Source organism: Mesorhizobium sp. DCY119 (genome assembly GCF_003590645.1).
Lineage (GTDB): Bacteria > Pseudomonadota > Alphaproteobacteria > Rhizobiales > Rhizobiaceae > Mesorhizobium_M.
This window is the reverse complement of record NZ_CP031834.1, coordinates 2,274,814-2,291,240: the sequence shown is the minus strand read 5'-3', so window position 1 is coordinate 2,291,240 and position 16,427 is coordinate 2,274,814. Positions and strand designations below refer to the sequence as shown.

The window sequence follows — 16,427 nt, the reverse complement described above, 5'->3', positions numbered from 1 at the left end:
ACGCCCAGTTCTGAAACGCCCAGTCTATCAGGACTTGGGCGAAGAATGGCTCCTACTGCCCTCATCCTGAGGTGCTCGCAAAGCGAGCCTCGAAGGACGCACCAAATAAACCGCCGACTACCCGCGAAGGAATTCAAGAAAACGCCCAGATGTCCTCGGCGTAGATGCCGACGTGATAGCCGGCGGTCTTCAGCTTGACGACGACATTGCCGATCTCAGTCGCCGGCAGCGCGCCGATCTCGACCTTGATCATGCCCGGGCGGTAGCGCTCGAGGTCGAGCTGGTCGAAGACGATCCAGTCGGCACCCTCGCAATCGACCAGGAAGGCGTCGATATGTTCGACCTTGTTGCGGTCGAGCACGGATTGCAGCGTGTCGGAGGGAACTTCGATATCCCTGAGGTAAGGCGCGAATTTCTTGAAATCGATATCCGCCTCGCCCCAGGCATTCTTGCCTGACATCAGGTTGGTGTCGGTGATGGAAGAGCAGCCGATGAACTCGATCGGCAGCGTGCCGGCTTCGAGGGCTGCCGCGTCAAAAGTCTTCACGGTGATCGAGCCGGGTTTTGTGGTGATCGCCAGCGGCTCGATCCTGAAACGTTCGGTATCAGGATAGTTCTTGCGCAGGCGCTGCTGGTTGTAGGGGATCGGTTCGACCAGCACGGCACGCGCATTCGGAATGCGGTGCAGCCACGGCGTCACGTCGTCGAACAATGCGCCGTCGCAGGCACCGACATTGACCATCTGGAAGGGGCGTCCGCGCCCGAAACGGGCATTGAGTGCTGCCCATGCGAGAAACCGCGTGCCCCTGAGCGGGGCGCCGCGATTGAGGATGCCGACCGGAACGCCGAGCGCCAAAACGACGCGAACGAATTCCATGAAGACCGAGGCTTCGGCTCCGTCCATGATCATGCCTTTCCAGGTGCGATATCGAAACGCGGCTTCCACATGACGACGAGCAGCATCGCCATGCCCGCGAGGAAAACGAAGTAGAAACGGTCGTCAGGCAGCGGGAAGCTGGCGAACTTGCCGAGCGTGCCGATGGCCAGTGCGAACATCAGTGCATTCTCGCGGCCAGTGCCGGCTCGGCCCGCGCGCCACAGCAGCGCCCAGCCGGCCAGGATCGCGAGGAAAAGCGGCGGCCAGTCATTGTCGAGCAGCGCGACCGCCGCACCCCGCGCATACCCCTTGATGAAGGCGACCAGCGAAAAGTCAGGGTGGAAGTTTGTCATCGAGTTCTGGATCTCGACGCAGGAGAAATAGAAATGCGCCCACCAGCCGGGATGGCCGCCGAGTTTCGAGATCAGCAGGCAGGCTGCGAAGGACGCCACAAAAGTGAGCGCAATCGGCAAGAGCCGCCAGCCGAAGGCGATGGCAGTCAGAAGCAGCGCGAAAATGAGGATGATGTTGTCCGGCCGCACGAATACCGACAGGAACAGCAGCAGGCAGGCGGCGATGTCGTGTTTCCTGGCCAGCAGATAGAGCGCCCCCATGGACACCAGGGCAAGCAGCATGTCCGGCGTCACCGCAGTCGTCATATGGAACACATCGGCGACGATCAGCGCCGGCGCCAATATGATCGCCCCTTGCAGCGCGTTTTCGCGACCAAGCCAGAACAGACAGATCAACGCGAAGCCAAGTGCTGGAAGCACGGAGAGCAGGATCGCCGCCCTTGTGATGCCGGTGATGGGCTCCAGCACGCGCAACGCTTCGATGTAGCCGAGCTTCACCCGGAACATCGATAGTTGCGACTCGAAATCCGCCGGGTTTTCCCACTGATGGCGGTTATAAGGATTGCCGTATTGCAGATTGTAGAGCTGCGCCTCGCGCGCGCCTTCGCTGACAGCCTTCCAGGTCTCGGCGTGAAGCTGCTCCGGCGTCTCCGTCCGGTTCTCAAGCGCGCTGGCGATGTAGGCGACCATGTCCCAGTTGTAGTCCGGCCGCACCCAGGTGTAGGCCGCGACGAACAGGAAGATGGCGAGGAAGAAGACGGCAGCGATCCGGTCGAGCAGCGTCCGGTTCGACGCCGCCCGCCCGAGCGCCTCAGCGGCACCCGTTCCCATCGCCCAACCTATGGCCGTCCCTTGCGACTGTGCCATGCCCTGCCCCCTGCCTTATACCGTCACTTCATCTGCGATTTCACGAAATCCTTGACGATCGACACGATGCCGCGCGACAGGAGATCGTCCATCGAATCCACGAGCTTATCGACATGCTCGCGCTGGCAGATCAGCGGCGGCAGCAAGCGGATGACGTTGCGGTTGTATTCGGTAAAGGCCACCAGCACGTCATAGTCACGCAGCAGCAGCGCGCCGACGAAGCCCGACAGCGAGCCCTTCAGCTTGTCGTCGAGCACGCTGACCACCGGACGCAGCACCATCGGCAGCGTCTGCGAGAAATCGTGGAACTCGAGGCCGACCATGAAGCCCTTGCCGCGAACGTCCTTGATGATCTTCGGATATTTCGCCTGAAGCGCCTGGAGCCGTTCGAGCAGATAGTCACCGGTGACGGCGGCATTCTCGATCAGTCCTTCGTCATAGAGCACGTTCAGCGTCTCGATGGCCGTGATGGAAGCCTCGCCGATACCGCCGAAGGTGGCGGCGGCATGGATCATCGCCGTCTTCGGCGTGCCATAGGCCTTCATGTAGATATCGCGCTTGGCGATCATCGCCGCCATGGCCGACTTGCCGCCGCCGAGCGACTTGGCCACCGCCGTCACATCCGGCACGACGCCGTAATGCTCGAAGGCATAGAAGCGGCCGGAGCGGCCAACACCGCACTGAACCTCATCGGCAACCCAGATCACGCCATGCTTGTCGCAGAGCGCGCGCAGCTTCTGCCAGAATTCGGCGGGCGCCTGCACGATGCCGCCGCCGCCCTGAATGGTTTCAAGGATGATGACGCCGATTTCGGGATCGGACTTGAACGCCCGCTCGATCGCGTCGATGTCGCCGAAGGGCACGCGCACGGTGTTGTCGACCAGCTTGAACTCACCGCGATAGAGCTGGCCGTCGGTGATGGCCAGAACGCCCTTGGTCTTTCCATGGAAGGAATTTTCGGCATAGACGACCTTGGACCGCTTCGGGCCGGCGGCGCGTTCTGCGATCTTGATTGCCGCTTCCATCGCCTCCGAACCGGAGGAGCCAAGGAAGACCATGTCGAGGTCGCCGGGAGAGATCTGCGCCAGATTGTGCGCAAGGGCTGCCGCATATTGCGACATGAAGGCGATGGCGATTTCCTGGCGCTTCTCGTCCTGGAATTTCTTGCGCGCCTCGATGATGCGCGGGTGATTGTGACCCAGCGCCAGCGAGCCGAAACCGCCGAAGAAATCGAGGATGCGACGACCATTCTGGTCGACGTAATACATGCCTTCGGCGCTCTCGATCTTGATCTTGTGGAAGCCGAGCAGCTTCATGAAATGAAGCTGGCCGGGATTGAGATGCGCCTTGAACAGGTCGGTCATGCGGGCGACGTCCATCGCCTTGGCCTGTTCGACGCTGATGAGATCGGGCTTGGCGATCGTCACCGGCGAAAGGCTTGGCGCAGCTAAGACGGCACGGGCATCTGTGGTGTTCGGCTTGGTCATGACGGTCATCGATATCCCCTATTCGGCCGGAACGTGTTTCGCGGCCACTGCATGACCGTCTTTCTTGGCGCGGTATTCCTTGTAGGCGGCGATCAGCATGTCCTCGTCGCGATACTGCGGCACCCAACCGAGTTGCCGTTCGCCCTTGGAAACGTCGAGAACGCATTCCTCGTCGGCGATCAGATACTGCTCCGGGTCCATGATCGGCATGTTCATCATGTCGAGCAGATCAAGCGTACGCTTGACCGCCCAGCCCGGCGTCGGGATCAGGATCGACTTCGAACCGGCATGCTTGACCAGATCGCCCAGAAGCTTGCGCACCGGCGGCGGGTTGAGCGAGCCGAGATTATAGGCCTCGTTCGGCACGCCGGCCTTCCAGGCAGCGCGCGCAGCTTCGGCGCAGTCGAACACCGAGATGAACTGATAAGGGTTCTTGCCCGAGCCGATCATCGGCACCGGGAGGTTCCAGTCGATCAGCTTGAACAGCTTTTCGAGGATGCCGAGACGACCAGGCCCGATGATGAGGCGCGGGCGGAACAGCGAGATCGCCATGCCGCGCTTGCGCCATTCGACGGCCAGGTCTTCGGTCTTAAGCTTCGACCAGCCATATTCGCCGAGCGGCGCGACCGGGTGTTCCTCGGTCATTGGATAGGTGACGGTGTGTCCGTAGATCATGTCGGTGGTGAAATGGACGAGATTGGACGCACCCGCCCTGTCCATCGCCTGCATGATGTGCTCGGTGCCGTGAAAATTCACCGGAAAGAAGAAGTCGTGCCGCTTGGCCCGCACCTGGATCGGCGACAGCATCTTGGCGGACAGGTTGTAGACCATGTCGTCGGCCTTGATGCCGACAGCGTCCACCGAGGCCGGCTCGGTCACGTCGCACTGGACGAAGCCGACGTTGCGGTAGTGCGGCAGGTCGCTTTTGACGATGTCGGCGACGATCACTTCCTGTCCGTCGGCCAGAAGCTTTGGCGCAAGATGGCGCCCGACGAAGCCGTCGCCTCCGAAAATGACGTGTCTCATTGTGCAAGCTCGCTTGTCTGAACAGGTTTCGAAAGATCGCCCGCTTCTTCGTGTCCGCTGCCGCCCTGGGCAATCAGTATGGTGCCGACACAGATGAAGCCGATGCCGGCGATACGCCACGCATTGAGGTCTTCACGGAAGACAAAATAGGCGAATACCGCGACCGCGACATAGGCCAGGCTGAGGAAAGGATAGGCGAAGGAAAGCTCTACCTTCGACAGCACGTAGAGATGCGAGGCCATGGAGATGACGAACGTGGCGAGCCCGGCGAATACCCATGGGCTGAACACGATCTGAAGTATCTTCAGGATGGGATTGACCCCGGCAAAGGTGATCGGCCCAAGCGTCATCATGCCGTGCTTCAGCATCAACTGCGCCGCCGCATTGGTCATGACCGTGAAAAGTATGAATGCGATGTATTTCATGTCCTACCCACCCGTCACGCTCTATAAAACAAAACTGAAAACATTTCATGAAACAGAAGAGTGATTTGAAAAGTTCGATAATAATGAAACGTTTACTATGATTTGCTCACAATTTAATTATTCAGCAGCTTCGACATGCCCGCTTTGACGGGCATGGAGCCGCCGCGCGGTGCGCTCCCAGAAGCTGGACGTGAATGCCGGATCGCGCAGCACTTCCAGCCGCTGCCATTCGGGGAATGACGCCCCGAAAATATCGGCGCCCATGCGGGCATCCTTGTAAGGATTGACCGCGCCGCCTGCGTCTATGGTGATCTCGTCGAGCCGCTGCAACAGCGACAGCGTCGACCGGCCGCGGTTCGGGAAATCCAGCGTCAGCGTATAGCCCGGCCGCGGGAACGACAGGATGCCGGGCGAGCGGATCGATCCGAAGCGCTTGAGCACGGTGAGGAACGATCCCTGCCCGGCCTGCCGCGCGGCGGCAAGCATTGCCGGTATCGCTTCGCGTGCGACGGCCTCCGGCACCACGCTCTGATGCTGGAACAGCCCGCGCGGCCCGTAGAGGCGGTTCCAGTCGCGCACGCCGTCCAGCGGAAAGAAAAACCCTTGGTAAGGCACGTGATGCTCGGCCGTGTTGCTGCCCTTGCGCCAGCGATAGGCAGCGTTGAAGGCTTTCAGGAACGGCCGGTTGAGCATGTTGAGAGGCGGCTGGAACGGCACGGACAGCCGGGAACTTGCTGGAGCCGAAACCCGCGCGCCGTGCCTGGCGTGATTGCCGGTCATCAGCAGCCCGCGCCCGCTTCCCTTGCCGCTAGCAAGCTGGTCGATCCAGGCAACCGCATATTCGTTGGCCGCGTCGGCCTCTTCGGCGAGATCGAAATACTCGCCAAGATTGGCGAAGGGCGTGACCTGTTCCGAAATGTCAATCGAAGGCACGCGCATCAGCCGGATGGAGGCTGACAGGATGATGCCGGTCAGGCCCATGCCGCCGATAGTCGCCCAGAACAGGCGCGCATTGCTGGTTTCGGAGCAGCTATATGTCTTGCCATCCGAGCGCAGCAGATCGAAGGACTCGACGTGACAGCCGAAAGTGCCGCGCCGGTGATGGTTCTTGCCATGGACGTCGTTGGCAATCGCACCGCCGAGCGTCACGAACTGCGTGCCCGGAACAACGGCCGGGAAGAAGCCATGCGGCGCAGCATAGGCGATAATGTCCGAAAGCAGCGCGCCCGCTTCCGCTTCGACAACGCCCGTCTCGGCATTGAAGGAGAGGATGCGCTTCATTGAGCGCATGTCGACGAGGCTTCCGGCCTCGTTCTGGCAGCTATCGCCATAGGAACGGCCATTGCCGTAGGCAAGGAGAGCCCCCGGGTTGGCTGCACCGCTCTTGAGCAGCGCGATGCCTTCGGCAGCAGGCATCGCCCACCGCGCCGGCGCAGTCGTCCGGCCGAAACTGTTATAGGCGGCCGTCATCCGATCCACCCCGCCAGCAGGAGGAGTGCCGCGCCGGTAACCGCTACGACCTGGCTGCGCCAGTCGCGGATGATGAAGACGACGGGATCGTCGTGCATCTCGTCGCGGCGCGCCAGGATCCAGACGCGCATCGTCAGATAGAGCACTGTCGGCGCCAGCGGCCATACCATCCAGGGATGCGGATAGAGCTCACGCACCGCCGCGCTGTCGATATAGAGCGCAAGGACGAGTGCTGCCGAGAAAGCGGACGCCATGCCGGCCTGCGCGATTATTTCCTGATCTTCGGTGCGGTAGCCGCGACCGGCGATACGCTCGCCCGGCGAAAGCACCGAGGAACGCAGTTCCACGTAACGCTTCACCAGCGCCAGCGACAGGAAGAAGAAGATCGAGAAGGCAAGCAGCCAGAACGAGACGTCGACGCCGGTGGCAGCAGCACCCGCCAGGATGCGCACGGTGTAGAGGCCCGCGAGCAAGAGGACGTCGATCAGCAGCATGCGCTTGACGGCCAGCGAATAGGCCGTCGTGGCAACCAGATAAAGCGCCAGCACGCCGGCGAACTCGATCGGCAGGAAAAGGGCCGCAACAACGCTGATCGCGAGCAGGATAGCAGCCGAGGCAAGACCGAACGGGATCGACAGGATGCCGCTGGCGAAAGGCCGGTTGCGCTTGGTCGGATGACGCCGATCCAGCGCCAGATCGAAGAAATCATTGACGATGTAAATCGCCGATGCCGCCGCGCTGAATGAGATGAAGGCGAGCACGCAGGCAAGCAGCATATCCTCGTTGAAATACTCATGCGACAGCACCATCGGCACGGCTATCAGAGAATTCTTCAGCCACTGATGCACGCGCAGCATCTTCAGGATGGTTTTCAGCGTCGGCTTCGGCGTCTCGACGATCTCGCAGCCATGCGCTGCCTGCCAGCGCGCCGCGTGCCGGTCGGGCGCCACCACGATCGCCTCGCGCGATGCATCGAAAACCTTGAGGTCGTGCCGGCTGTTGCCGACATAGTCGAAGCCCGCATCGCCATAGGCCGCTACAAGTGCCGCGCGCTTGCGGCCTGAGGTCAGGTTTTCCAAGCCGTCGGTCGCGAGCACCGCGTCGAACAAGCCGAGATGGGCTGCGATTGCGTCGGCGAATTTGCGCGGTGTGCCGGTGGCAAGGACGATCTTGCGGCCGTTGGCGCGTTCCTCGCGCAGACGTGAAACGAGCACATCACGATAAGCAAGCGAAGCAGGATCGATATCGACACGCGCCGCTATCGCCTGCTTGAGGCCAGCCGGTCCCTTGGACAGCCAGAACGGAATGCAGAAGAGATAGAGAGGGTTCTTGCGGATGAGGAGAAACAGCCCCTCCCAGAGCAGATCTCCGGCGATCAGCGTGCCGTCGAGGTCGACTGCAAGCGGTATCGCATTGTTGTCCGATCGCGCATCCATTTTGCGTAGCCCGCCCGTTTCCGCATTACGCCATTTGTAGGCGTTTTGGGCGGGGTATAACTACCATAGCGCTACGGAAGGTTAAACGGGCAGGTTGAAGGCCGCCAAAGGCGAGCGATTTCGCCTGTCATCGTTAAGATTGCGCTACCTGGGACGATAAAAGGCCGGGCAGATCGCCCGGCCTTTCGCCTCCGCCCTTTACGGGCAATTACTTGATACGGGCCGTTCCGCCCGAGATTTCGATGGTCTCACTGCCGGTCAGGGCCTCACGGTCGCCATTGGGCATGGTAACGAAGCAGCCGCTCGGGCAGAACTCCACGGTCTCGCCGCCGGCAAGCGACAATTCGGACTTGCTACCGCCTTCCGTCACGATCAGCGTGCGGGGCTCGGCATCCTTGTTGACGGCACTCGCGCCAAAGGCAGCGCTGCCCAACCCAAGAAGCACCGTGGCCGCAAGAAGAGATTTCATCATTGCATTGTCGGTGTTTCCACCGCCCCTGTTGCCATTTGCAAGGCGCACCTGCCCCTTGCAGCAACCTTATAGGAATTCCAACCTGAACAGCAACTGAATGACACGTTCATGCCACAATTGGTCGCGCGACCGTGTCAGTCCGGATCAGGTCGCTTGGGCCTGCGTTTGGTCGCCCGTTCGACCGCCGCCTTGGCCTTGACCTGTTCCTTTTCGTAGTGCTCGGCCTCCAGCTTGTCGTCGTCGATCGGCCAGTTTTCCTCCGGCGGAGGCTCGATGAAGCGCGCCGTGGACGGAATGGGAATGCCTTCCTTCCCGAAGGCGTCGAGGATGGCGAAACGGATATCATTCTGGACAATGCTGCCATTGTTGATATCGGCGAGGAAGGCACGGACCTCAAACTCGAGTGCGGCAGCGCCGAAATTGGCAAACAGCACGAAAGGCTCGGGATTCTTGAGCACGAGCGGGTGGTTGCGCGTGATCTCGAGCAGGATCTCGTGGGCGCGCTTGGCATCGAAACCATAGGCCACGCCGACCTTGATCTCGATGCGCCCGAGCTTGTTGCGATGCGTCCAGTTACCGACCGCGCCGTTGATCAGCTCCGAATTGGGAAGAATGACGGTCTGGCGCTGGAACGTCTCGATCTCGGTGGCGCGCACGCTGATCTTCTTGACCGTGCCGGAAGTCGCGCCCGCGACAATCCAGTCGCCGGCCTTGAATGGACGCTCGGCCAGCAGGATCAGCCCCGAGACGAAATTCTGCACGATGTTCTGCAAACCGAAACCGATGCCGAGGGAGAGACCGCCGGCGACAAGGGCAAAGTTGGAGAGATTGATGCCGGCAGCAGAGATGCCGATCAATGCTGCAAGCGCCAGACCGGCATAGCCGACCACTGTGCGGATGGAGTTGCGCACGCCGGTGTCGACCTTGCCGCGCGCCATGACGGAATCGTCGAGCCAGCTCTGGAACCAGCGGGTGATGAAATAGCCGATCGCAAAGACGATCAGGCCGGTGACGATGGCAAATGGCGAGAAGGAGAAGGTGCCGATCTTGAAGCCGGTCGCCAGCTTGTTGAGCCAGTTCGCGATGTCGCCCGGCTGGAAACCCCACTGGAACAGAACCAGCGGCAGGAAGACGACGACGATCAGGATGTTGATGCACACACTCGCCGCAAGGCCGAGCTGGTCGAGCGTGGTGTCTTCCGTCTCGAAGCGAGCCTTCAGGCGCCTGCCGATGAAGGTGTTGCCAAAGCTGCCTTCGTCCGACACTGCACGCGCGGCCAGGAAACCGATATAGGCCGTCGCCAGCATCGCCCCGGTGACGACGATCTGCTGCGAGATGAACTGTGCGAAGCTGATATAGCCGAGCAGCGCCGCAACCACCGTGGCGAAGCCGAGAAAATAGAGCAGGAAACGCAAGGTCGCCGGCCAGCGGCGCCGCGACCCTTGTGCATCGATGAACGGCCTGACACTGCCGATGAGAACCAGAAGCACGCCGACGATCACGGCCGCGATAAGGCTTTTCAGGATGGTGACGGAAAGCGGCGAGCTTAGCGTTTCGCTGATAAGTCCCATGAAATAGTCGAGGCCGACAACCAGTGCCATAGCCGTCATCAGCCAGACCAGCACGCGGGCAGGCCGGGATTCGATCGGGATAAGCCGCCAGTTGGGCATATCCGGCGACAGGGCGGCATGGCTCAGGCGGTAGACGAAGAAGGCGAGGAAGATAACGCCGACAAGGCCGTTGAGATAACTGCCGATATCGCCGCGCAGGACATTGAAATAGTTGAACAGCCCTATCGTCGCGCTCAGGAACACGGAGAGCGCAACGCTCGGCAGCAGCGTCGACCAGAACGCGACCGTGAGCCTCGCAAGGTAGGACGGGTCCTCGATCGTCGGATCGCGGTCGATCACCCTTTTGACGAGGCGTTTTCCGATGAATTGCAAGGCGGCGGCAGCCAGCAGCGCAAAGAAGGTCGCGCCGAGCATAGCCTGAAATTTGAACTGGAAGGCGAAGCGCAGCCAGGACGAAATCGACCTGTTGAAGGTCGAGAATTCCGTCTGGATCTCCTGGCCGACCTCCCCGCTGAATGCCTGGCTGAGCTGGTAGCGCTTGGTCAGCATGTTGGCGAACAGGTCGCGGCGCATGGTCTGGATTTTGTTGCCCAGCCCGTTGACACGAACCGACAGGTCTTCCGCCTTGCCGAGCAGGACGTTTATTTCAGCCTTCTCATTTGCCAAAGCGCGGCGTTCGTTGGAAACCATTTCCGGTTCGGGCGGCTGGCCCTCGGCCGGCGGCGCGCCAAGTTGCTCGATGCGGGAATTGATTTCGGTAAGGCGCGGGCGAAAAGCCACGCCACTTTCGAGCAGAGCCTTGTCGACCGGCTCCAGTTCGCTCCGGATTTCGACGAGGCCGACATCATCTTCCGCGCTCGCATCGATTTTCTTTTCTATGGCATCGACTTGAGCGGTTATAGCCTCGATCTTCTGCCGCTGATCGGCAACGATCCCGTTTGCGGGCTGGGCAGCATCGGCAACCGTGTCCGAAGGCTGCGCGATTGCTGCCACTGGCCCGGCAGCTGCCAGAACAGCCAGCAGGGTCAGGACGGCAAAGCGCCGCAAGAGAGCGGAAAAGAGATTGATCGGGCGACTCACTAGCTTCCAGAACCGGTTGTGAAAAGTCGCCCAGTGATAAAGATGGCGCGCCAACGGGGCAAGCCGCCTTGATCCGGCAGGCCAAAGTCGGCCATACGAAAGGCCGTGGCGCAATATTGGCCTTGCGGGCCGTGCCTGCTCTATAGTCTGCGCACTATCCCAATTGGACGAATTACATAATGGCGGAATATTCGGCCTTCTCGCTGCTCAAGAATGCGCTCACCGGAAATCAGGACTGGAAACCGGCCTGGCGCAAGCCGGACCCGAAGCCTGCCTACGATGTGATCATCATCGGTGGCGGCGGCCATGGCCTATCCACCGCCTATTATCTCGCCAAGGAATTCGGCATCACCAATGTCGCGGTGCTGGAAAAGGGTTATCTCGGCTCCGGCAATGTCGGCCGCAACACAACCGCTGTTCGTTCCAACTATCTCCTGCCGGAAAATGTCCGCTTCTACGAACACTCGATGAAGCTGTGGGAGAACCTCTCCCACGAGCTCAACTACAACGTCATGTTCTCGCAGCGCGGCTGCCTGAACCTCGCCCATACGCCGGGCCAGCTCGACGACTATGCGCGCCGCGGCAATGCCATGCGCCATGAAGGCGTCGACGCCGAGCTGATGACCCCGGCGCAGATCGCCAAGCTGGTGCCGGGTCTCGACGTCTCCGCCTCGGCACGCTTTCCGATCATCGGCGGCCTGATGCAGTGGCGCGCCGGTACCGCCCGTCACGATGCCGTGGCGTGGGGCTATGCGCGCGGCGCCGACCGTCGTGGCGTTGATATTCTGGAAAACTGCGAGGTCACCGGCTTCATCAAGGATGGCGACCGGGTCGTTGGAGTGAATACCACGCGCGGCGAAATCCGCGCCGGCAAGGTGGCCGTAGCGGTCGCCGGCCATACCGGCCATGTCATGCGCATGGCCGGCATCGACACGATGCCGATCGAAAGCCATGTGCTGCAGGCCTTCGTCTCGGAATCGCTGAAACCTTTCCTGCATACGGTTCTCACTTTCGGCATGGGCCATTTCTACGCCTCGCAATCCGACAAGGGCGGCCTCGTCTATGGCGGCGACCTCGATGGCTACAACAGCTACGCCCAGCGCGGAAATCTGCCGATCGTCGAGGAAGTGATGAGCGAGATGCTGGCGCTGTTCCCGAGCCTTGCCCGCGTCCGCGTGCTCCGTTCATGGGGCGGCGTCTGCGACATGTCGATGGACGGCTCGCCCATCATCACCACCGGTCCCCTGCCCGGCATGTATCTGAACTGCGGCTGGTGCTATGGCGGCTTCAAGGCGACGCCCGCTTCCGGCTGGTGCTTTGCCCACACCATCGCCCGCGACGAGCCGCACGAATTCAACGCGCCGTTCACGCTCGACCGTTTCCATCGCGGCACCATCATCGACGACAAGGGCCAGGGTTCGACCCCGCGGCTGCATTAGAGAACCCAGATGCTGATCACCTGTCCCTATTGCGGCCCGCGCGACGTTTCCGAATACACCTATCAGGGTGACGGCAACCGAACCCGGCCGGATCCCGCCTCGACCGACCAGGAGGTCTGGAACGCCTATGTCTATGACCGGCTCAATCCGGCGGGCGAGCACCATGAGATCTGGCAGCATTCCGGTGGTTGCCGCGCGCATCTTGCCGTGACGCGCAATACGCTGACGCATGTCGTCAGCAGCGTCTCCTTTGCCCGCGATGCCGGCCACAAAAAGTCCGACAGCCGCCGCAAGACCGGAGCCAAGGCATGAGCCCGCGCCGCGCCATTTCCGGCGGGCGGATCGACCGCCTGCGCACAATCCGCTTCACCTTCGACGGCAGGCAGTTCACCGGCCATGCGGGCGATACACTGGCATCGGCGCTGCTTGCCAATGGCGTGACGCTGTTTGCCCGCTCGTTCAAATACCACCGCCCGCGCGGCGTGCTGACTGCCGGCATCGACGAGCCCAATGCGCTGGTGACGGTGCTGAGCGGTGCGGTGCGCGAGCCAAATATCCCGGCGACAATGCTGGAGATCTATGACGGGCTGAACGTCGTCAGCCAGAACCGCTTCCCCTCGCTCGCCTATGATGTCGGCGCGCTGAACCAGCTCGGCAGCAAGGTGCTGGGCGCCGGCTTCTACTACAAGACCTTCATGGGACCGGTGATCGGCCCGCTGAAAGGTACGCGCTTCTGGATGTTCTGCGAATGGTTCATCCGCCGCGCCGCCGGTCTCGGTAGTGCCGGACTGGAAAAGGACCCGTCGCGCTACGAGCGCATGAACGCCTTCTGCGACGTGCTGGTGGTCGGCTCCGGTCCCGCCGGGCTGATGGCGGCGAAGGCGGCCGCTGACAATGGTGCGCGTGTGATGCTGGCCGAACTCGACGCGGCGCCAGGCGGCTCGGCCAACTGGTCCGGCGAGACGATCGACGGCATGCCCGCGACCGAATGGGCAGCCGGCATGCTGCGCGACCTGAAGACGCACGAGAACGTCCGCGTGCTGCCGCGCACCACCGTCTGGGGCTATTACGACGGCAACACGCTGTCGGCGATCGAGCGTGTGGCCGACCACAGGAATACGCCGGCGAAGGGCGAGCCGCGCCATCGCCATTGGACGATCCGCACGCAAGCGGTCGTGCTGGCGACGGGCGCTTTTGAGCGGCCGCTGGTGTTTCCGGGCAACGACCGGCCGGGCGTGATGCTGGCGGGTGCAGCCCTGCGTTACGTCAACCAATATGGCGTGCTGCCGGGGCAGAAGGTCGCGATCTTCACCAACAATGACAGCGCTTATCGCACCGCGGAAGCGCTGAAGAAGGCCGGCGCCGAGATCGTCGTCATGGTGGACGTACGCGACGATACATCGGTCGCGGGACGCGAAATCGCACGCGAAGTCGGCGGCGAATACCTCGCCGGCCACGCCGTCGTCGCCACCGAAGGCGGCGCGCAGGTCTCCGGCATCAAGGTCCAGCGCATCAATGCCGCGACGGGTGCGCTGTCGGGCGATCCGCGCAGCATCCATGCCGACTGCCTGCTGGTTTCGGGCGGCTGGTCGCCGACGATCCACCTTGCCAGCCAGGCCGGCTTGAAGCCCGAATGGGACAACGACCTGCAAGCCTTCCTGCCGCCGAAGCCAACGCAGAACTGGGTCGGCGCCGGCGCGTTCAACGGCAGTTTCTCGACTGAAAAGGCGATCGCGGAAGGCTATGCCGCAGGACTTTCCGCAGCGGGTGCCGCCGACAGCAAGGCGGACGATCTGCCTTCGGTAGACGCCGACGCCTTCGACCCGAACCCAGCGCCGGTCTTCGAGATCAAGGCCAAGGGCAAGGCCTTCGTCGACCTCCAGCATGACGTGACGGCCGATGACGTGCGCCTCGCCCACCGCGAAGGGTTCGTCTCCGTCGAGCACCTGAAGCGCTACACGACGCTTGGCATGGCGACCGACCAGGGCAAGACCTCGAACATTCCGGGCCTTGCCATCATGGCCGAAACGCTGGGAAAGCCGATCCCGGACGTCGGTACGACGCGGTTTCGCGCGCCTTTCGCGCCGGTCTCGGTCGGCTCGCTGGCCGGCGAGCGCTATGGCGACATCCGCCCCGAGCGCCTGACGCCGATGTATGACTGGCATGTCGAGAATGGCGCGGAGTTCTACGCCGCCGGCCTGTGGCATCGCCCGATGATCTACGGCCTCTCCGGCGAGACCGTAGAGCAGGCCTATGTGCGCGAAACCAAGGCCGTGCGCGGCAGCGTCGGGCTTGTCGATGTCTCTACGCTCGGCAAGATCGCCGTGCAGGGACCGGACGCCGGCGCGTTTCTGGACCGCGTCTACACCAACATGTTCTCCACCCTTGCCATCGGCAAGGCGCGCTACGGCCTGATGCTGCGCGAGGACGGCCTTGTCCTCGACGACGGCACGACCTGGCGGCTCGGCGAGCATGATTTCCTGATGACGACCACCACCGCCAATGCCGGCAAGGTCATGCAGCATCTGGAATATCTGCTCGATGTCGTCTGGCCGGAGCTGAAGGTGCAACTGACCTCGGTGACCGACCAGTGGGCGGGTGCTGCCATCTCCGGGCCGAAATCGCGCGACGTACTCGCCGCCTGCGTCACCGGCACCAAGGTCGACAATGACGCCCTGCCCTTCATGGGCATCGTCTACGGCGAGATCGACGGCGCGCCGGTGATGATCTGCCGCCTCTCCTTCTCCGGCGAACTGGCCTACGAGGTCTATAGCGGCGCGGGCCACGGCACCCATGTCTGGCAAGCGTTGATGACGGCTGGCGAGCCCTTCGCCATCGTGCCCTATGGGCTGGAAGCGCTCGGCACCATGCGCATCGAGAAGGGCCATGTCACCGGCGCCGAAATCGACGGCCGCACCACCGCGCGCGACCTGCATCTCGACTGGATGCTGTCGAAGAAGAAGCCGTTCATCGGCTCGGCGATGATGGACCGCGAAGGGCTGGTCGCAGACGATCGGTTGCAACTCGTCGGCATCGTCTCGCTCGACAACCGCCCGCTGAATGGCGGCGCGCATATCGTCGAGGAGCTGGACGAGGCCAATCCGCACGGCTCGCTCGGCCATCTCACCGCCGCGTGCTATTCGCCGTCGCTCGGCAAATATATCGGCCTGGCACTGGTCAAGGGCGGCAAGGCGCGGCGTGGCACCCGCGCCTTCATCTCCGATCCGCTGCGCAAGCGCTTCGGCCCGGTCGAGATCGTCAGCCACCATTTCTTCGATCCGGAAGGGAGCCGCATGCATGGTTGAGCAGGAATCACCGCTGAAGCCGGTGTGGAAGCCGGGCACGCGCGGCAATTTTTCCGATGGCGTCGGCGTTTATCTGTCCGAAACCGCGCCGGGCTCGATCGTCCAGCTCGCGGCATGGCACGGCGAGGAAAAGGCGATCATCGCGGCCATCAAGAAGGTCGCCGGCCTGACGCTGCCGGACGGCGCAGGCGGGGGAACGGCAACCGGCACGAAGGCTGCCTTCGGCTTTGCGCCGGGAAAATTCCTCATCGTTGACGAGCAGGAAGGGCTGACTGAGGCCTTCGCGAAATCCGTCAAGGCGGAGACCGGGGCTGTGACCGACCTCTCGCATGGCCGCACGGCGATCCGCATCACTGGGCCGAAGGCGGAATGGGTGCTGGCAAAATTCTTCGCCATCGACTTTTCGCCGACCGCCTTCCCGGTCGGCGCCGGGCGCTCGACCGTGCATCACGACATTTTCGCCCAGATCCAGCGCAGCGCGCCGACGCAGTTCGACGTCTATGTCTTCCGCTCTTTCGCACGATCGTTCTGGACCGCCCTGTGCCATGCCTCGGAAGAGGTCGGTTACGAGGTGAGGTAGCGCGCTTGCGGTGACCGTAGCATGCGATATAAATCGCAA

13 protein-coding genes are annotated in these 16,427 nt (G+C 62.3%); 4 read left to right on the top strand and 9 right to left on the bottom strand.

Going from position 1 to position 16,427, the window contains the following annotated elements:
- Positions 1-133: 133 nt before the first annotated feature.
- From DZG07_RS11060 to DZG07_RS11020, 9 genes are all read right to left on the bottom strand, one after another.
- A complete protein-coding gene (locus DZG07_RS11060; RefSeq protein ID WP_244537898.1) occupies positions 134-910 on the bottom strand; it encodes an FkbM family methyltransferase in 777 nt (258 codons plus the stop codon).
- Complete coding sequence (locus DZG07_RS11055) at positions 907-2,097, bottom strand: hypothetical protein (protein WP_133304739.1); 1,191 nt, start codon at positions 2,095-2,097, stop codon at positions 907-909. Before DZG07_RS11055 ends, DZG07_RS11060 begins: the two co-directional genes overlap by 4 nt.
- A 23-nt stretch (positions 2,098-2,120) precedes the next feature.
- Positions 2,121-3,593 carry an aspartate aminotransferase family protein gene (locus tag DZG07_RS11050; RefSeq protein ID WP_119816943.1) on the bottom strand — a complete coding sequence of 491 codons (1,473 nt, stop codon included), beginning with the start codon at positions 3,591-3,593 and terminating at the stop codon, positions 2,121-2,123.
- Positions 3,594-3,602: 9 nt separating this feature from the next.
- Positions 3,603-4,610, bottom strand: coding sequence for an NAD(P)-dependent oxidoreductase (locus tag DZG07_RS11045; protein ID WP_091915013.1), 1,008 nt, complete (start codon positions 4,608-4,610; stop codon positions 3,603-3,605).
- Complete coding sequence (locus tag DZG07_RS11040) at positions 4,607-5,035, bottom strand: transporter (RefSeq protein WP_091915010.1); 429 nt, start codon at positions 5,033-5,035, stop codon at positions 4,607-4,609. The genes DZG07_RS11045 and DZG07_RS11040 overlap by 4 nt, the downstream gene beginning before the upstream one ends.
- A 117-nt stretch (positions 5,036-5,152) precedes the next feature.
- On the bottom strand, positions 5,153-6,505 hold the full coding sequence (locus DZG07_RS11035; protein ID WP_119816940.1) for an FAD-binding oxidoreductase: 1,353 nt from the start codon (positions 6,503-6,505) through the stop codon (positions 5,153-5,155).
- Positions 6,502-7,941 carry a UbiA family prenyltransferase gene (locus DZG07_RS11030; RefSeq protein ID WP_091915006.1) on the bottom strand — a complete coding sequence of 480 codons (1,440 nt, stop codon included), beginning with the start codon at positions 7,939-7,941 and terminating at the stop codon, positions 6,502-6,504. The genes DZG07_RS11035 and DZG07_RS11030 overlap by 4 nt, the downstream gene beginning before the upstream one ends.
- Before the next feature lie 208 nt (positions 7,942-8,149).
- Positions 8,150-8,413, bottom strand: coding sequence for a hypothetical protein (locus tag DZG07_RS11025; protein ID WP_119821625.1), 264 nt, complete (start codon positions 8,411-8,413; stop codon positions 8,150-8,152).
- A gap of 134 nt (positions 8,414-8,547) precedes the next feature.
- A complete protein-coding gene (locus DZG07_RS11020) occupies positions 8,548-11,064 on the bottom strand; it encodes a mechanosensitive ion channel family protein (RefSeq protein ID WP_245429619.1) in 2,517 nt (838 codons plus the stop codon).
- Positions 11,065-11,243: 179 nt separating this feature from the next.
- Here DZG07_RS11020 and DZG07_RS11015 point away from each other — a divergent pair, with 179 nt between their 5' ends.
- From DZG07_RS11015 to DZG07_RS11000, 4 genes are read left to right on the top strand one after another with little or no spacing between them, the layout of a single operon-like run.
- On the top strand, positions 11,244-12,503 hold the full coding sequence (locus DZG07_RS11015; RefSeq protein WP_119816937.1) for a sarcosine oxidase subunit beta family protein: 1,260 nt from the start codon (positions 11,244-11,246) through the stop codon (positions 12,501-12,503).
- Positions 12,504-12,512: 9 nt separating this feature from the next.
- On the top strand, positions 12,513-12,815 hold the full coding sequence (locus DZG07_RS11010; protein WP_119816934.1) for a sarcosine oxidase subunit delta family protein: 303 nt from the start codon (positions 12,513-12,515) through the stop codon (positions 12,813-12,815).
- Entirely contained in the window at positions 12,812-15,808 is a 2,997-nt protein-coding gene (locus DZG07_RS11005) for a sarcosine oxidase subunit alpha (protein ID WP_119816931.1), read from the top strand. The genes DZG07_RS11010 and DZG07_RS11005 overlap by 4 nt, the downstream gene beginning before the upstream one ends.
- On the top strand, positions 15,801-16,388 hold the full coding sequence (locus tag DZG07_RS11000) for a sarcosine oxidase subunit gamma (protein ID WP_091914998.1): 588 nt from the start codon (positions 15,801-15,803) through the stop codon (positions 16,386-16,388). The genes DZG07_RS11005 and DZG07_RS11000 overlap by 8 nt, the downstream gene beginning before the upstream one ends.
- Positions 16,389-16,427 lie beyond the last annotated feature (39 nt).

Coding starts and splice junctions, on each gene's coding strand:
- DZG07_RS11060 (WP_244537898.1), bottom strand. CDS start 910: ATGATCATGGACGGAGCCGAAGCCTCGGTCTTCATGGAATTCGTTCGC.
- DZG07_RS11055 (WP_133304739.1), bottom strand. CDS start 2,097: ATGGCACAGTCGCAAGGGACGGCCATAGGTTGGGCGATGGGAACGGGT.
- DZG07_RS11050 (WP_119816943.1), bottom strand. CDS start 3,593: ATGACCGTCATGACCAAGCCGAACACCACAGATGCCCGTGCCGTCTTA.
- DZG07_RS11045 (WP_091915013.1), bottom strand. CDS start 4,610: ATGAGACACGTCATTTTCGGAGGCGACGGCTTCGTCGGGCGCCATCTT.
- DZG07_RS11040 (WP_091915010.1), bottom strand. CDS start 5,035: ATGAAATACATCGCATTCATACTTTTCACGGTCATGACCAATGCGGCG.
- DZG07_RS11035 (WP_119816940.1), bottom strand. CDS start 6,505: ATGACGGCCGCCTATAACAGTTTCGGCCGGACGACTGCGCCGGCGCGG.
- DZG07_RS11030 (WP_091915006.1), bottom strand. CDS start 7,941: ATGGATGCGCGATCGGACAACAATGCGATACCGCTTGCAGTCGACCTC.
- DZG07_RS11025 (WP_119821625.1), bottom strand. CDS start 8,413: ATGATGAAATCTCTTCTTGCGGCCACGGTGCTTCTTGGGTTGGGCAGC.
- DZG07_RS11015 (WP_119816937.1), top strand. CDS start 11,244: ATGGCGGAATATTCGGCCTTCTCGCTGCTCAAGAATGCGCTCACCGGA.
- DZG07_RS11010 (WP_119816934.1), top strand. CDS start 12,513: ATGCTGATCACCTGTCCCTATTGCGGCCCGCGCGACGTTTCCGAATAC.
- DZG07_RS11005 (WP_119816931.1), top strand. CDS start 12,812: ATGAGCCCGCGCCGCGCCATTTCCGGCGGGCGGATCGACCGCCTGCGC.
- DZG07_RS11000 (WP_091914998.1), top strand. CDS start 15,801: ATGGTTGAGCAGGAATCACCGCTGAAGCCGGTGTGGAAGCCGGGCACG.